This is a genomic window from Raineyella sp. W15-4 (assembly GCF_033170155.1).
Classification (GTDB): Bacteria; Actinomycetota; Actinomycetes; order Propionibacteriales; family Propionibacteriaceae; genus Raineyella.
Genome location: NZ_CP137079.1, coordinates 2,259,649 through 2,273,727, shown reverse-complemented (window position 1 = coordinate 2,273,727; position 14,079 = coordinate 2,259,649). Strand labels below are relative to the sequence as shown.

Annotated in this window: 12 protein-coding genes; 7 read left to right on the top strand and 5 right to left on the bottom strand. The window is 70.9% G+C overall.

The genetic code is table 11. The annotated features are described in order from the left end of the window. Positions 1-65 precede the first annotated feature (65 nt). Entirely contained in the window at positions 66-1,265 is a 1,200-nt protein-coding gene (locus tag R0145_RS10620) for a flavin reductase (RefSeq protein ID WP_317836789.1), read from the top strand. Between the two features lie 51 nt (positions 1,266-1,316). Further along, the gene (locus R0145_RS10615; RefSeq protein WP_317836788.1) at positions 1,317-2,774 is read left to right on the top strand and encodes an MFS transporter; all 1,458 of its coding nucleotides are present in this window, start codon (positions 1,317-1,319) and stop codon (positions 2,772-2,774) included. 43 nt (positions 2,775-2,817) lie between these two features. On the opposite strand, the gene R0145_RS10610 is transcribed toward R0145_RS10615, so the two are convergent. From R0145_RS10610 to R0145_RS10590, 5 genes are all read right to left on the bottom strand, one after another. After that, the gene (locus R0145_RS10610) at positions 2,818-5,637 is read right to left on the bottom strand and encodes an FAD-binding and (Fe-S)-binding domain-containing protein (RefSeq protein ID WP_317836786.1); all 2,820 of its coding nucleotides are present in this window, start codon (positions 5,635-5,637) and stop codon (positions 2,818-2,820) included. A gap of 108 nt (positions 5,638-5,745) precedes the next feature. Further along, positions 5,746-6,771 carry a sulfate ABC transporter ATP-binding protein gene (locus R0145_RS10605; RefSeq protein ID WP_317836785.1) on the bottom strand — a complete coding sequence of 342 codons (1,026 nt, stop codon included), beginning with the start codon at positions 6,769-6,771 and terminating at the stop codon, positions 5,746-5,748. Further along, a complete protein-coding gene (locus R0145_RS10600) occupies positions 6,768-7,646 on the bottom strand; it encodes a sulfate ABC transporter permease subunit (protein ID WP_317836784.1) in 879 nt (292 codons plus the stop codon). The genes R0145_RS10605 and R0145_RS10600 overlap by 4 nt, the downstream gene beginning before the upstream one ends. Continuing rightward, positions 7,636-8,508, bottom strand: a complete 873-nt coding sequence (cysT, locus tag R0145_RS10595) for a sulfate ABC transporter permease subunit CysT (protein ID WP_317836783.1) — start codon at positions 8,506-8,508, stop codon at positions 7,636-7,638. Before cysT ends, R0145_RS10600 begins: the two co-directional genes overlap by 11 nt. Next, the gene (locus R0145_RS10590) at positions 8,505-9,554 is read right to left on the bottom strand and encodes a sulfate ABC transporter substrate-binding protein (protein ID WP_317836782.1); all 1,050 of its coding nucleotides are present in this window, start codon (positions 9,552-9,554) and stop codon (positions 8,505-8,507) included. Before R0145_RS10590 ends, cysT begins: the two co-directional genes overlap by 4 nt. Positions 9,555-9,721: 167 nt before the next feature. Between R0145_RS10590 and R0145_RS10585 the strand changes: the two genes are divergently transcribed. The 5 genes from R0145_RS10585 (at position 9,722) to era (ending at position 14,046) form a co-directional block, all read left to right on the top strand. Continuing rightward, positions 9,722-10,156, top strand: a complete 435-nt coding sequence (locus tag R0145_RS10585) for a DUF5709 domain-containing protein (protein WP_317836781.1) — start codon at positions 9,722-9,724, stop codon at positions 10,154-10,156. 173 nt (positions 10,157-10,329) lie between these two features. Beyond that, positions 10,330-11,274: a PhoH family protein gene (locus tag R0145_RS10580; RefSeq protein WP_317840217.1), complete on the top strand. Its 945-nt coding sequence runs from the start codon at positions 10,330-10,332 to the stop codon at positions 11,272-11,274. Continuing rightward, positions 11,271-11,741, top strand: coding sequence for an rRNA maturation RNase YbeY (gene ybeY / locus R0145_RS10575; protein WP_317836780.1), 471 nt, complete (start codon positions 11,271-11,273; stop codon positions 11,739-11,741). Before R0145_RS10580 ends, ybeY begins: the two co-directional genes overlap by 4 nt. Then, positions 11,738-13,078, top strand: a complete 1,341-nt coding sequence (locus R0145_RS10570; protein WP_317836779.1) for a hemolysin family protein — start codon at positions 11,738-11,740, stop codon at positions 13,076-13,078. Before ybeY ends, R0145_RS10570 begins: the two co-directional genes overlap by 4 nt. Further along, entirely contained in the window at positions 13,078-14,046 is a 969-nt protein-coding gene (era, locus tag R0145_RS10565; RefSeq protein WP_411742039.1) for a GTPase Era, read from the top strand. The genes R0145_RS10570 and era overlap by 1 nt, the downstream gene beginning before the upstream one ends. Positions 14,047-14,079: the final 33 nt, after the last annotated feature.

The window sequence follows — 14,079 nt, the reverse complement described above, 5'->3', positions numbered from 1 at the left end:
GGCCATCCTCGTCACGTCCCCCGCCGACCCGTCGTACGGCTCGGACGACCGACCAAGGAGCCACCATGAGCACGTCCACCCCGACCCTCGACCCGGCCGTCTTCCGCGAGGTCCTCGGCCATTACCCGACCGGCGTCACCGTGGTGACCGGCACCCACCCCGACGGCGAACACCTCGCTCTGGTGGTGGGGACCTTCACCTCGGTCTCGCTGGACCCGCCACTGGTGGCCTTCCTGCCGATGACCGGCTCGCGGACCTTCGCCCGGCTGCGCGAGTGCCCGGCGCTGTGCATCAACGTCCTCTCCGGCGACCAGGAGGAACTGGGCCGGGCGATCGCCAAGCGACGGGAGGACAAGCTGTCGGGGATCGACTGGTGTCCCTCGCCCGCGGGTGCCCCGGTGTTGGCCGGGTCAGTGGCCCGGCTGGACGTCCGGCTGACCGAGCTGGTCGAGGCCGGCGACCACTACATCGCCCTGTGCGCGGTCGACGACCTCGCCGTGCTCCGGCCCAGCAGCCCACTGCTTTTCTTCCAGGGCGGCTACGGCCGGTTCGCCGTCCCCTCGCTGATCGCCCGGATGGACACCGACCTGTCGGCGGCGATCCAGCAGGCCGCGGTGGCCCGCCCCGAGCTGGAACGGCTGGCCGCCCGGTTTTCCTGCGAGGCCGCGGTGCTCGCCGAGGCGAACGAGGGAGAGTTGGCCGTGGTCGCCTCCGCCACCGGCCCGGGGGTGGACATCACCGAGGCCCTGGGTGAGCGGATCCCGCTGATCCCGCCACTGGGTGACCAGTTCGTCGCCGCCCTCGGCCCGGAGGCCGAGGAACGCTGGCTGCGCCGTGCGGTCGGGGCGGACGAGGCGGCCCTGGAGGGCTTCCGGGCCCGGCTGCGGTTCGTCCGGCGCAACGGCTACTCGCTGTCCTTCCTCCCGGAGGAGGACAGCAATCCGTACACCGACCTGGTGGAGGCGATCCGGATGTACTCGGCCGGCCACCTCACCCCGGCCGGCGAGCGCGAGGTCCGGGCCCGGATCGCCCGGGCCGCGGTCTGCTACCGGGTCCGCACGATCGAGGCCGACCGCCGCTACGACGTCGGGTCGGTGCTGGTCCCGGTGCGGGACCTGCAGGGCAACCTGTGCCACGTGCTGCGGCTGGCCCAGCTGCCCCGGGACGCCAGCGGGCAGCTGGTCCGGCTCTGGATCGAGGCCCTGCAGGCCGCGGCCCGCAGACTGTCGGCCCGGCTCCCGTACTGCGGCACGCCGGCCGCCTGAATGCGTGTCCGGGTGGAGTCCGGTCCGGCCGCCGTCGCGTACGGTGGGCCGGTGAGCGGGCGAGGCGACGACAGCGGCGGCCGCGGCGGAACGGCCCCGACACCGGGGGCCCGCAGCGTCCTCGGGGTGGTGTTCCTGGCCACCCTGCTGATGTCGCTGAGCTCGAACATGCTCAACATCGCCGTTCCGGCGCTCACCGCGCACTTCGGCGCCACCGCGGGGGAGAGCTCGGTGGTGGTGATCGCCTACCAGCTCGTCAACACCGCCCTGCTGATCCCCGCCGGCCAGCTGGCCGACGCGCTGGACCGGCGCCGGGTGTTCCTCGGCGCGCTGGGGATCTTCGCCGCGCTGAGCCTGCTGATGGGCTTCAGCCCCGGCATCCTCGGCGTCGCCGCGGGCCGTGCCCTGCAGGGCGCCGCGGCGGCCCTGCTGCTGAGCACCGCCGTGGCCATCCTCGCCGCGGTCTTCCCGGCCGAACACCTCGCCGGGGCGATGGGCGTCTACCTGTCCGGGTTCTCCCTCGGCCAGGTGCTCGGCCCGATGGTCGGCGGCTTCATCGTCTCGGCGATCGGCTGGCGGTGGCTGTTCTGGGGGCTGGTCCCGGTCGCCCTGGCCGGCCTGCTCTGGGGGCTGGTGGCACTGCGGGTGGTGCCGGTCGGCACGCCCCGGCGCCCGCAACTGGACCTGCCTGGCGGGGGCCTGCTGGCGGTCATCCTCGGCGGTTCCCAGCTGGCGTTGACCCTGGGGGCCGAGGTCGGCCTGGGCGACCGCCGGGTGCTGCTGGCGCTGGCCGGCTGCCTGGTGCTGGTGCCGGTGCTCGTCCTGGTCGAACGCCGGCTGTCCCGGCCGGTGCTGGCCCCGGAGTTGTTCGCCGGCCGCGCCTTCCCACTCGCGCTGGTGCACGGCTTCCTGGTGATGCTGCCGCGGCTCGGCGCGGTCACCGTGGCCGGGCTCTACTTCCAGGGCGTGGTCGGCGACCCAGCGGCGATCAGTGCGCTGAAGATCGTCGGCTTCCCGATCGGCCTCACCATCGGTTCGCTGACCGGTGACCGGGTCGGTCGGCGGCTCGGCCGACGGGTGATGCTGACCGTCTCCGCGGCGGTCGCGACGGCCGGGATGGTGCTGCTGCTGGTCGACGTACGCCTCGCCTCCGGCTGGCTCACCGTCGTCGCCCTGGCGGTGGTCGGGCTGGGCAACGGGGTGTTCCAGACGCTGAACTCCAGCATGATCATCACCGCCACACCGCGGGAGCGCACCGGGGTGGTCAACTCCATCCGGGTGATGGTGCTGGCCTTCGGCACCGGCATCGGCCTCGCCCTGGGGATGGCCCTGGTGGTCGCCTTCGTCCCCGGTGAGGTGGCCCGGACCTTCCTCTCCGGGGACGCCGCCGCGCTGGGTGCCGGGCGGTCGGGCATCGACCTGGGCTACGTGGTGGCGTACGGCACCTTCGCGGCGCTGATGCTGCTCGGCACCCTGGTCACCCTGGTCCGGGCCGAGCGGCGCCGCTGAGCGCCGCCCGACCGGGTCTTCAGGGACGGCTCGTCCTCGGGCCTCAGGGACGGGTCGCCAGGTCGAGCAGTTCCAGGATGTGGTGGTAGGTCTGTCCGGTCGCCCGGGTCATCCCCACCTCACAGGTGCGGTTGGCCGAGGCGTACGCCGTCCGTCCGGCCCCGTCCGCCCGGGCCGCCACCTCGGCGGCCTCACCGCTCGTCGCCGAGGCGGTCAGCTCGGGGTGGAGCATCCCGCGGTCGCCGGCGAAGGCGCAGCAGCCGGTCGCCACCGGCACGATCACCGCGGAGGCGATCTTCTCGGCGATCGCCCGGGCCGCAGCGTTGAGGCCGAGGTGGGTCATCGAGCAGGTGTTGTGCAGCACCACGGTGTCGTACGGACGGGTCACCACCAGGTTGTCGAGAAGTGTGTCGGCGACGAACTCGACGGCGTCGATGATCGTCAGTCCGTCGTACGTCGGGTCGGGGTCCTTGTGCTGGAACTTCAGCACGCCCTCGGTGCAGGAGGCGCCGTCGACGACCACCGGCAGCCGGCCGTGGTCGGTGGCCGCCCACAGGATCGGCAGCGCCTTCTCCCGCATCGTGTTGTGGCCTCGGGTGAAGCCCTTCGACGACCACGGGGTGCCGCAGCACAGCCCGTTGATCCCCTCCGGGATGTCGACGGTGGTGCCGGTCCGGGCCAGCAGGGCGTCGATCGCCGGGCCGACGCCCGGACCGCCCTCGGCGGCGCCGAAGAGATTGTGGATGCAGGCCGGGAACCAGACCGCGGCCGGCCCGTCGGAGCGGCGCGGTGCCCGTCGCTTCCCGCCGCGGGGCAGGTCCTTGGTCCAGCGCTGCAGGTTGTCGGTGCCGACCACGGCGCGGCCGACATCGGTCGCCGCGGTGGCCAGCGGTGGGACGGCCGCGGCGATGTTCATCGCCACTCCGCCGGCGGCGGTGAGACCGGCCCAGTTGCGGGCCAGGGCGTTCCAGGCGGCCTGGGAGGTGTTGCCGTGGCCCTCGGCGCGCAGCCGCCGGACCAGATCCCCGGTGTTGATGTCCAGCGGGCAGTTCACCGAGCACAGCCCGTCGACCGCGCAGGTCTCGATGCCCTGGTAGCGGTAGGTCTTCGCCAGCTCGTCGGCCAGCCCGGAGTTCCCGGCCTGCCCGGCGGCGGTGATCTCGCGACGCAGGGCGATCCGCTTGCGCGGGGTCAGGGTGAGGTCGCGGCTGGGGCAGATCGGCTCGCAGTAGCCGCACTCGACGCAGCGGTCGACCTCCTCCTCGACGGTGGGGGACTGCTTGAGGTCCTGGACGTACGAGCGCGGGCTCTCCGCCAGCACCACGCCGGGGTTGAGCACTGCGTCGGGATCGCACAGCTGCTTGACCGCGACCATCACCTCGTACAGTTCCTGGCCGTACTGGCGGGCGACGAAGGGGGCCATGATCCGGCCGGTGCCGTGCTCGGCCTTCAGTGAGCCGTGATGGCCGAGGACGACGTCGACCATGTCCTCGGTGAACGCCTCGTAGCGCGCGGTGTGCGTGCCGCCGGCGAACTGCTCGTTGAGCATGAAGTGGATGTTGCCGTCCTTGGCGTGGCCGAAGATCACCGAGTCCTGGTAGCCGTGCCGGACGAACAGCTCGGCGAGCTCGGAGCAGGTCCGGCCCAGTGCGCCGACCGGCACCACCACGTCCTCGAGCAGGGCGGTGGTGCCGCTGGGCCGGTTGCCGGCGACGGCGGCGTAGAGGCCCTTGCGGACGGTCCACAGCTCGGCGGCCCGGCGCGCGTCCTGCGCCATCCCGAACGGCACCGCCAGCGGCAGCGGATCGGTCACCGGGCGGGCGGTGGCGATCTTGTCGGCCAGCTCCTGCGGGGTGTGCCCGTGGAACTCCACCAGCAGTGCGGAATGGTCCCGGACCTGCAGGTCGGTGATGGCGCGGGGGCTGCCGGACAGCGTCTGGGCGACCCGCAGGCTCACCGAGTCCATCAGCTCGACGGTGGCGAAGCCTGTCGCCACCAGGTCGGGCAGCGCGCTCATCGCGTCGTCGATGGTCTCGAAGACCATCAGCCCGGTGGTGATCTCCGGCAGCACCTCGATGGTGCGCAGGGTCGCCTCGGCGACGAAGCCGAGCGTCCCCTCCGAGCCGATCATCAGGTGGGTGAGGATGTCGACCGGCCGGTCGTGGTCGAGGAAGGAGTTCAGCCCGTAGCCCATGGTGTTCTTCATGGAGAACTGCTGACGGATGGTGTCGACCGAGTCCTGCCGGACCCGGACCCGGTCGCGCAGGCCGTCGAGACCGGCGTACAGGGCGGGTTCGAGCTGGCGTAGCTTCGCGTCGGCGTCCGGGGCCCCGGTGTCGAGGACGGTGCCGGAGGGCAGCACCAGCACCATCGACTCCAGCGTCCGGTAGGTGTTGAACTCGGTGCCGCAGGCCATCCCGGAGGAGTTGTTGGCCACCACGCCGCCGATGGTGCAGGCGATCTCGGAGGCCGGATCGGGGCCGATCTTGCGACCGTACGGGCGCAGTGCCAGGTTGACGGCCCGGACCGTCGCGCCGGGCTGGACCCGCACCCGGGACCCGTCGTCGAGGACCTCGATGCCGCGGAAGTTGGCCCGGGTGTCGGCCAGGATGCCGCGGCCCTGGGCCTGGCCGGACAGGCTGGTGCCGCCGGACCGGAAGGTGAGCGGCAGGCCGCCGGCGCGGGCCGTACGGAACAGGGCGCCGATGTCGTCGGCGGACCGTGGGGTGGCCACGATCCGCGGTACGACGAGGTAGTGGGAGGCATCGTGTGCCAGCGCGCGGCGGTCGAACTCACTGTCGGAGTACATCCCGGCCGATCCGAGGAGTGTGGGGTGGTTGTGCGCCGTCGCAGTCGTCGTCATAGGGGTGCTCCTGAGTCATCGTTGACTGACGGAGACGAGCGTACTCCAATGGTCTGACCAATGGAAGAGATGGTCAGACCATCAGGGTGGGGCGCCTCGGCAGGAGACTCAGGGCACGGTGATCGGCCGAGGGTCGGCAGCGTCCAGCGGGGTCGGCTCCGCGGTCGGGACGGGCACCCGGACCGCGCCCGGGATCGGATGCACCCACACCCGGTGGGCCGCCTCCAGCCCTTCCCGGACCGCCTCTCGGCGGGTCAGGGTGACCAGCGTCGGGGTGCTCACCCCGTCCACCTCCACCTCGACCTGGACCTCGAAGCCCACCCGGTTGAGCCGCTTCACCCAGCCGCCGCGCTCACCGTCCCGGTCGGTGGGTTGGGTGCTGATCCCGACGTCGTGCGGGCGGATCAGGGTGTCCCCGAGGGTGGTCACCGGCCCGAGGAAGCCCATCACGAAGGCGTTGGCCGGCTCGTCGTAGAGCTGGTCGGAGGTGCCCACCTGCTCGATCCGGCCCTGGTTGATCACCACCAGGTGGTGGGCCACCTCGAGGGCCTCCTCCTGGTCATGGGTGACGAAGACCGTGGTGACGTGCACCTCGTCGTGCAGCCGGCGCAGCCATTCCCGCAGCTCCTTGCGGACCTTGGCGTCGAGGGCACCGAACGGCTCGTCGAGCAGCAGCACCCGGGGGCTGATCGCCAACGCGCGGGCCAGCGCCATCCGCTGGCGCTGGCCGCCGGACAGCTGGGAGGGCAGCCGGTCGGCGAACTGCTCGAGGTGGACCAGTTCCAGCATCTCCGTGACCCGGGTCTGCACCTGCTGCTTCGACTGCTTGCGGATCCGCAGGCCGAAGGCGACGTTCTCCGCGACGGTGAGGTGGCGGAAGGCGGCGTAGTGCTGGAAGACGAAGCCTACGTCCCGCTTCCGGGCCGGCACCCCGGTGGCATCGACACCGGCGATGGCGACGCTGCCGGTGTCGGCGTGCTCCAGCCCGGCGATGATCCGCAGCAGGGTGGACTTGCCACCGCCACTGGGGCCGAGGAGGGCGGTGAGGTCTCCGGTGGGGATGGTCAGGTCGATGTCGGACAGCGCGCTGAAGTCACCGAAGTTCTTGGAGACTCCGCGGATCTCGATGCTCATGCTCGTTTCTCCTGGGACGGGCGCAGCACCGCCACCACGATGAGCGCCACCAGAGCGATCGCCGTGAGCAGCAGGGCCGCTGTGTACGCGGTGGTGGCGTTGGCCACGCCGAACTGCTGGTAGCGTTCCTCGACCAGCAGGGTGGCGGTCTGGGTGCGGAACGCCACACCGCCGGAGACGATCTTGACGGCGCCGTACTCGCCGAGCGCCCGGGCGAAGCTCAGCACCACGCCGTACACGACCGCCCACTTGATGGTGGGCAGGGTGATCCGGCCGAAGACCTGCCACGGATTGGCGCCCAGGCTCTCGGCGGCCTGTTCGGCGTCGGTGCCGGCCTCGATCAGCACCGGCACCACTTCGCGGATCACCAACGGCAGGCAGACGAAGGTGGTGGCCAGGATGATGCCGGGCGGGGCGTAGATGATCTGCAGACCGGCCGCCTTGAGGAACGGACCGAACCATCCGGTGCTCCCGCCGTAGACCAACAGCAGTGCCAGGCCGACGACCACCGGGGAGACCGACAGCGGCAGGTCGACCAGGGCCGACAGCACCCGTCGGCCGGGGAACCGGTGCCGGACCAGCAGCAGCGAGATGCCGACACCGAACACGGTGTTGAGGGCCACCGCCCACAGCGCCGAGACCAGGGTGAGCTGGAAGGCGAACACCAGCGCCGGGTCACTCAGCGCCTCCAGCACCGGGCCGACGCCGCGGGAGAAGGTCCGGGTGGCGACCAGCAGCACCGGCCAGATCACCAGCAGCGCCAGGTAGAGGACGACGATGGTCCGCAGCAGGTAGCGCGACCAGGACCGCCCCGCGGCGGCGGACCCCTGGGGCCGGACGGGTCGTCGGAGCGGGCGTACGGTCTCAGTCGACATCGCGGGTGATCCTCCGGGAGAAGATGTCGAGCAGGACGATCGCCGCCAGCGCCACCAGCAGCAGCACCGAGGCGACCGCCGCGGCCCCGTGCAGGTTGTCCCCCTCGATGTAGCCGAGGATCCGCACCGCGGCGACCTCGGTGTGCATCGGCAGGTTGCCGGACAACAGCACCAGCGAGCCGAACTCGGACAACGCCCGGGCGAACGACATCGCCGCGCCCGAGGTGATGGCCGGGACCAGGCTCGGCAGGACGATCCGGCCGAAGACGGTCAACGGCCCCGCCCCCAGGGACGCGGCGGCCTCCTCGGCCTCCGGCTCCAGCTCCAGCAGCACCGGTTGGACGGTCCGCACCACGAACGGGAGGGTGACGAAGAGGAACGCCAACGCGACCGCCATCCGGGTGTTGGCCCAGTTGAGCCCCAGCGGCGACTGGGGACCGTACAGGCTGAGCAGCACCAGGCCGGCGACGATGGTGGGCAGGGCGAACGGGAGGTCGATGACGATCTCCAGGATCCGCTTGCCCGGGAAGTTGTCACGGACCAGCACCCAGGCGATGAGCGTGCCGATGACGACGTTGATCGCCGTGATGATCAGCGCGACCACCACGGTGAGACCGATCGCCGCCGCAGTCTGCGGGTCCCGCAGGGCGGCCCAGTAGGCACCCCAGCCACCCTCCGCGGCCTTGACCAGCACCGCGGTGAGCGGGAGCAGCACCAACAGGCTGAACCAGATCAGCGCGAGGCCCAGTCCGATCCCCGAGCCGCGGGTCAGGGTGCTGGTGAAGACCGGGCCACGGCGCCGGCGGGGGTTCCCTGACCGGCGCGGAGCCCGCTCCTGCGTCGGGGCGAGGACTTCGGTCACTTGGTCTTCCCCGTCTGCTGCTGGATCTTCGGCACCACGCCGGTGGTGTCGGTGAAGAACTTCTTGTTCACCGCCGACCAGCCACCCAGGTCGTTGATGGTGAACAGCTTGGCCGGCTTCGGGTAGGGGTTCTTCGGGTCATTGGCGCCCTGCACCTCGGGCAAGGTCACCCCATCGATGACCGGCCGGAAGCCCTTCTTGGCGAACTCGGTCTGCCCCGCGGCGCTGAGCACGAAGTCGAGATAGGCCTGGGCCTTGGGATCGGCGGTTTTGGTCACCGCGGCCGGGTTCTCGATCAGCAGCGTGCTGTCAGGCACTAGGTACTCGAAGGTCTCACCCGACTGCCGGGCCAGGATGGCCTCGTTCTCGTACGAGATGAGCACATCGGCGGTGCCCTGCAGGAAGGCGTTGGTGGCGTCGCGGCCGCTGCCGGGCAGCGCGACGACATTCTTGAAGAAGGAGGTGAGGTACTCCTCGGCCTGCGCCTCGGTGCCGCCCTGGTTGATCACCTGCTGGTAGGCCGCCAGGATGTTCCAGCGAGCGGAGCCCGAGCTGGCGGGGTTGGGGGTGACGATCCGGATCCCGGGCTTGATCAGATCGGCCCAGCCGGTGATGTTCTTCGGATTGCCCTTGGGGAAGACGATGGCCACCACGGAGTCGGACACGATGCCCTTGGTCGGGCCGTTCTTCCAGTTGGCGTCGACCAGGCCGGCGTCGACCAGGCGGCTGACGTCGCCCTCGAGGGAGAAATGGACGTAGTCCGCGGCCAGTCCGTTCACCACCGCCCGGCTCTGGTCACCGGAGGCACCGTACGACTCCTGCCAGACCACGCCCTTGCCGGCATCGGTCTTCGCGAACGCGGCCTGGGCGGCGTTGTTCGCCTCCTTGGGCACGGCGAAGCCGACCAGGTGGAGGGTGGTGGTGGCCGCGGAGCTCGAGGCGTCGCTCGGCGACGCTGCGCCACCGACGCAGCCGGACAGGGTCAGCCCGGCGGAGGCCAGGCCGGCGATCGAGAGCAGAGTGCGGCGGGAGACGGTGGGCTGCATGGCGGAGGACCCTTCGCTGTGGCGCCCGGGGGGAGCGCATAGTTTTTTAAGCCAATAGGTTTGGTGCCCTATTTGTCAAACTTATACATCACGCCCGGGTCCTGCCGCAATCCGAGGTCGGGGTGTCCCTGGCAGACGGCGCCCGGCGGAAGGGGGCACACTGGGGTATGGCCACCTACAACGACGAAACCAGTACGGAGCCCTCGGAGGTCGTCGACCAGCTCGACCCGGAGCAGAGTCTCGTCGAGCGTGGCGTCGCGGACCCACTCGACGAGGGGATCATCGCCCCCGACGACTGGTCCGGCGCCATGACCGAGGCGCTCGAGGGCCCCGAGGGGGTGCGGGAGCGGATCAAGCGTGAGGATCCCGAGCGGGAGCGCTTCGAGGAACCCGACTGGAACGGCACCGGTTCGGACGAGAAGGACTACCGGCGCGCCGGCCGACTCGTCGACGACAACGCCGGCTACGACGGCGAGGACCGGGAGTCGGGGCTGATCGGGCACGATGTCGGCATCTCCGGGGGAGCGGCGAGCGCCGAGGAGGCTGCGGTCCAGATCGTCGGCGAGGACGACCTGGAGGAGTCGGAGCGGCGTGACGACTGACTGTCCGCCTGAGGCGTGACTCCGACTACGATGGGAACATCCGGTCGTCCCGTCCCGGGACACCGCATCCGGCGACCTTCGGAGGCATCCTGTCCAGCGTACGCACCCTCGACGTGATCGATGACGACAAGGGCCGGGGGGTCCGTACGCTGGTCGTGCCGGCCTCCGTCGACATGGTGTCGGTGCTCGGCCCGCGTGACGAGTTCCTGCGCATCCTCGAGCGAGTGCTCGATGCCGACATCCATGTCCGGGGCAACGAGATCCATCTCTCCGGCGACGAGGCCGCGCTGCGGGCCGGCACCGAGGCGCTGACCGAGATGGTCACCATCATCCGCACCGGCCAGGGGCTGACCGCGGACGCCGTCGAGCGGCTGGTGGGGATGCTCGCGGGGGAGACCGAGGTCCGTCCCGCCGAGGTGCTCACCCACTCGATCCTGTCCAACCGCGGCCGGACGATCCGCCCGAAGACGCTCAACCAGAAGCGCTACGTCGACGCGATCGACCGGCACACGGTCGTCTTCGGCATCGGCCCCGCGGGCACCGGCAAGACCTACCTCGCGGTGGCGAAGGCGGTCCAGGCGCTGCAGCGCAAGGAGGTCAACCGGCTCATCCTCACCCGTCCGGCGGTGGAGGCCGGCGAGCACCTCGGCTATCTGCCCGGCACCCTGAGCGACAAGATCGACCCGTACGTGCGGCCGCTCTACGACGCCCTGCACGACATGGTCGATCCGGACTCCATCCCGCGGCTGCTCACCGCGGGCACCATCGAGGTGGCCCCGCTGGCCTACATGCGGGGCCGTACGCTCAACGACGCGTTCATCATCCTCGACGAGGCGCAGAACACCACCGCCGAGCAGATGAAGATGTTCCTCACCCGGCTCGGCTTCGGGTCGAAGATGGTGGTCACCGGCGACGTCACCCAGGTCGACCTGCCGGGCGGGCAGCGGTCCGGTCTGCGGGTGGTCACCGACATCCTCCGCGGTGTCGAGGACATCGCCTTCTGCGAGCTGACCGGCAAGGATGTCGTCCGGCACCGGCTGGTCGGCCGGATCGTCGCCGCGTACGACCGGTTCGAGTCGGCCGCCCAGGACCAGGAGAAGGGGACCAAGCGCCGGTGAGCGTCGAACTGAACAACGAGTCCGGGGTCGAGGCGGACGAGAAGGGGCTGGCGACGCTGGCCTCCTGGGTGCTGGCGGAGCTGCGGATCCACCCGCAGGCCGAGCTGTCGATCCTGCTGGTCGACGAGGAGACAATGGCGGCCTACCACCTCAAGTACATGGATCTGCCCGGGCCGACCGATGTGCTGTCCTTCCCGATGGACGAGTTGCGCATCCCCGAGCCGGACGAGCCGGAGCCCGAGGGGCTGCTCGGCGACATCGTGCTGGCCCCGACGGTGACCGCCCGGCAGGCCGCCGAGAACGACCGGACCCCGGACCAGGAGGCGGAGTACCTGCTGGTGCACGGCATCCTGCACCTGCTCGGCTACGATCACGCCACCCCCGAGGACCATGCCGAGATGTTCGGCCTGCACGACCGCCTGATGGCGGCGTACGAGGAGTACCGGGCGGGTGGGAAGGACAGATGAGCGAGCCGGACATCGTCCAGCTGGTCATCGCCCTCGTCTTCGCCGTGGCGGCGGGTTTCCTCGCCGCGATCGAGTCCGCCCTGCACTCCTTCTCCCACGCCCGGGCCCAGAACCTGGTCGAGGAGGGGGTGGCCGGCGCCAAACGGCTCGAACTGATCACCGAGGACCCGGCCCCCACGGTCAACGCGATCCTGTTCATCCGCACCATCCTCGAGGTCACCGCGATCGTCCTGGTGGCCCGGGTGGTGATGGGGCTGGAGCTACGGGACTGGGCCGAGCTGCTGCTGGCCATCGGCTCCATGGTGATCGTCTCGTTCATCGCCTGGGGGGTCGCGCCGCGGACCCTCGGGCGTCAGCACGCCGACGCCATCGCCACCCGCACCTCGGGCTTGGTGGTGCTGCTGACCACGGTGCTCGGGCCGATCCCGCAGCTGCTGATCGCCATCGGCAACATCCTCACCCCGGGCCGCGGCTTCGACGACGGCCCGTTCTCGTCGGAGGCCGAGCTGCGGGAGCTGGTCGACAAGGCCGAGGAGTCCGATGTGATCGAGGCCGGGGAGCGCCGGATGATCCACTCGGTGTTCGAGCTCGGCGACACCATGGTCAAGGAGGTGATGGTGCCGCGGACCGACATCGTGTCCATCGAGGACAGCAAGACGCTGCGCCAGGCGACCTCGCTGGCCCTGCGGTCCGGGTTCAGCCGGATCCCGGTCGTCGGCGAGGGCGGGCTGGACAACGTCGTCGGCATCGTCTTCCTCAAGGACCTGATGAAGCGGACGTACGACAACCCCCAGGCACAGACCACCGAGAAGGTCTCCTCGCTGATGCGACCGCCCACCTGGTGCCCCGACTCCAAGCCGGTCGACGACCTGCTGCGGGAGATGCAGGCCACCCACTCCCACCTGGTGATGGTGGTCGACGAGTTCGGCGGCACCTCCGGCCTGGCGACGATCGAGGACATCCTGGAGGAGATCGTCGGGGAGATCGTCGACGAGTACGACGCCGAGATCGCCCCGGTCACCAGGCTGTCCGAGGGCCGCTACCGGGTCTCGGCCCGGCTGGCCGTCGACGAACTGGGCGAGCTCTTCGGACGCCGGCTCGACGACGAGGACGTCGACACCGTCGGCGGCCTGATGGCCAAACTGCTCAACATGGTGCCGATCGCCGGCTCCGTGGTGCGGTGGGAGGGCCTGGAGCTGGTCGCCGAACGCGCCCAGGGCCGGCGCAACCAGATCGGCACCGTCCTCGTCACCCAGGTCGATGAGGACGAGGAGGCGGGCGACGAGCGGGGCACCTCGGCGGTGCTCCGGTCGGCGCGGGACACGGAGGACGACTGATGGACGAACCGACCGGCAGCGGCGTCGGTGGCCGCGAGGACGAGAGCGAGGGCGGCTACCGATCCGGCTTCGTGTGCGTCGTCGGGCGGCCGAACGCCGGGAAGTCGACGCTGACCAACGCCCTGGTGGGGCAGAAGATCGCCATCGCCTCGGACAAGCCGCAGACCACCCGCCACGTCGTCCGCGGCATCGTCAGCCGCCCCGACGGACAGCTGGTGCTGATCGACACCCCCGGCCTGCACCGGCCCCGGACGCTGCTCGGGGAGCGGCTCAACGACCTGGTTCGCGACACCTGGTCCGAGGTCGACGTGGTGGCGGTGTGCCTGCCGGCGAACCAGCGGATCGGGCCGGGGGACAGCTACCTGGTCGAGCAGCTCGCCCGGCTGCGGAACCGCCCCGTCCTGGTCGCGCTGGCCACGAAGTCCGATCTGGTCAGCGGCGACCGGCTGCGTCAGCACCTGATGGCGATCCAGGGACTGGAGGAGAAGCTCGGCATCAGCTGGGCGCACATCATCCCGGTGTCCGCGCTGACCGGCGACCAGGTCGCCGAGGTCGGCGACGTCCTGCTCGGGCTGCTGCCGCCCGGGCCGCAGTACTACCCGGACGACGAGTTCACCGACGAGCCGGAGGAGCAGTTGGTCGCCGAACTCATCCGTGAGGCGGTGCTGGAGGGCGTCCGGGACGAGCTGCCGCACTCCATCGCCGTGGTGGTGGACGAGATGCGGATGCGCGCCGACCGGCCGGCCGACCGGCCGATCCTCGACATCTACGCCTCGATGGTGGTGGAGCGCGACTCACAGAAGGGCATCGTCATCGGGCATCGGGGGGAGCGGCTGCGCCAGGTGGGCACCGCGGCCCGCCAGCAGATCGCGCACCTGCTCGGGGTGCCGGTCTACCTCGACCTCAAGGTCAAGGTGATGAAGGACTGGCAGCGCGACCCCAAGTACCTCAACCGCCTCGGGTTCTGACCGAACGCCTCGGTCCCGGGCCCGGGGCCGACC

Coding starts and splice junctions, on each gene's coding strand:
- R0145_RS10585 (WP_317836781.1), top strand. CDS start 9,722: ATGGCCACCTACAACGACGAAACCAGTACGGAGCCCTCGGAGGTCGTC.
- R0145_RS10610 (WP_317836786.1), bottom strand. CDS start 5,637: ATGACGACGACTGCGACGGCGCACAACCACCCCACACTCCTCGGATCG.
- R0145_RS10605 (WP_317836785.1), bottom strand. CDS start 6,771: ATGAGCATCGAGATCCGCGGAGTCTCCAAGAACTTCGGTGACTTCAGC.
- era (WP_411742039.1), top strand. CDS start 13,078: ATGGACGAACCGACCGGCAGCGGCGTCGGTGGCCGCGAGGACGAGAGC.
- R0145_RS10580 (WP_317840217.1), top strand. CDS start 10,330: ATGGTGTCGGTGCTCGGCCCGCGTGACGAGTTCCTGCGCATCCTCGAG.
- R0145_RS10570 (WP_317836779.1), top strand. CDS start 11,738: ATGAGCGAGCCGGACATCGTCCAGCTGGTCATCGCCCTCGTCTTCGCC.
- R0145_RS10600 (WP_317836784.1), bottom strand. CDS start 7,646: ATGTCGACTGAGACCGTACGCCCGCTCCGACGACCCGTCCGGCCCCAG.
- R0145_RS10590 (WP_317836782.1), bottom strand. CDS start 9,554: ATGCAGCCCACCGTCTCCCGCCGCACTCTGCTCTCGATCGCCGGCCTG.
- R0145_RS10620 (WP_317836789.1), top strand. CDS start 66: ATGAGCACGTCCACCCCGACCCTCGACCCGGCCGTCTTCCGCGAGGTC.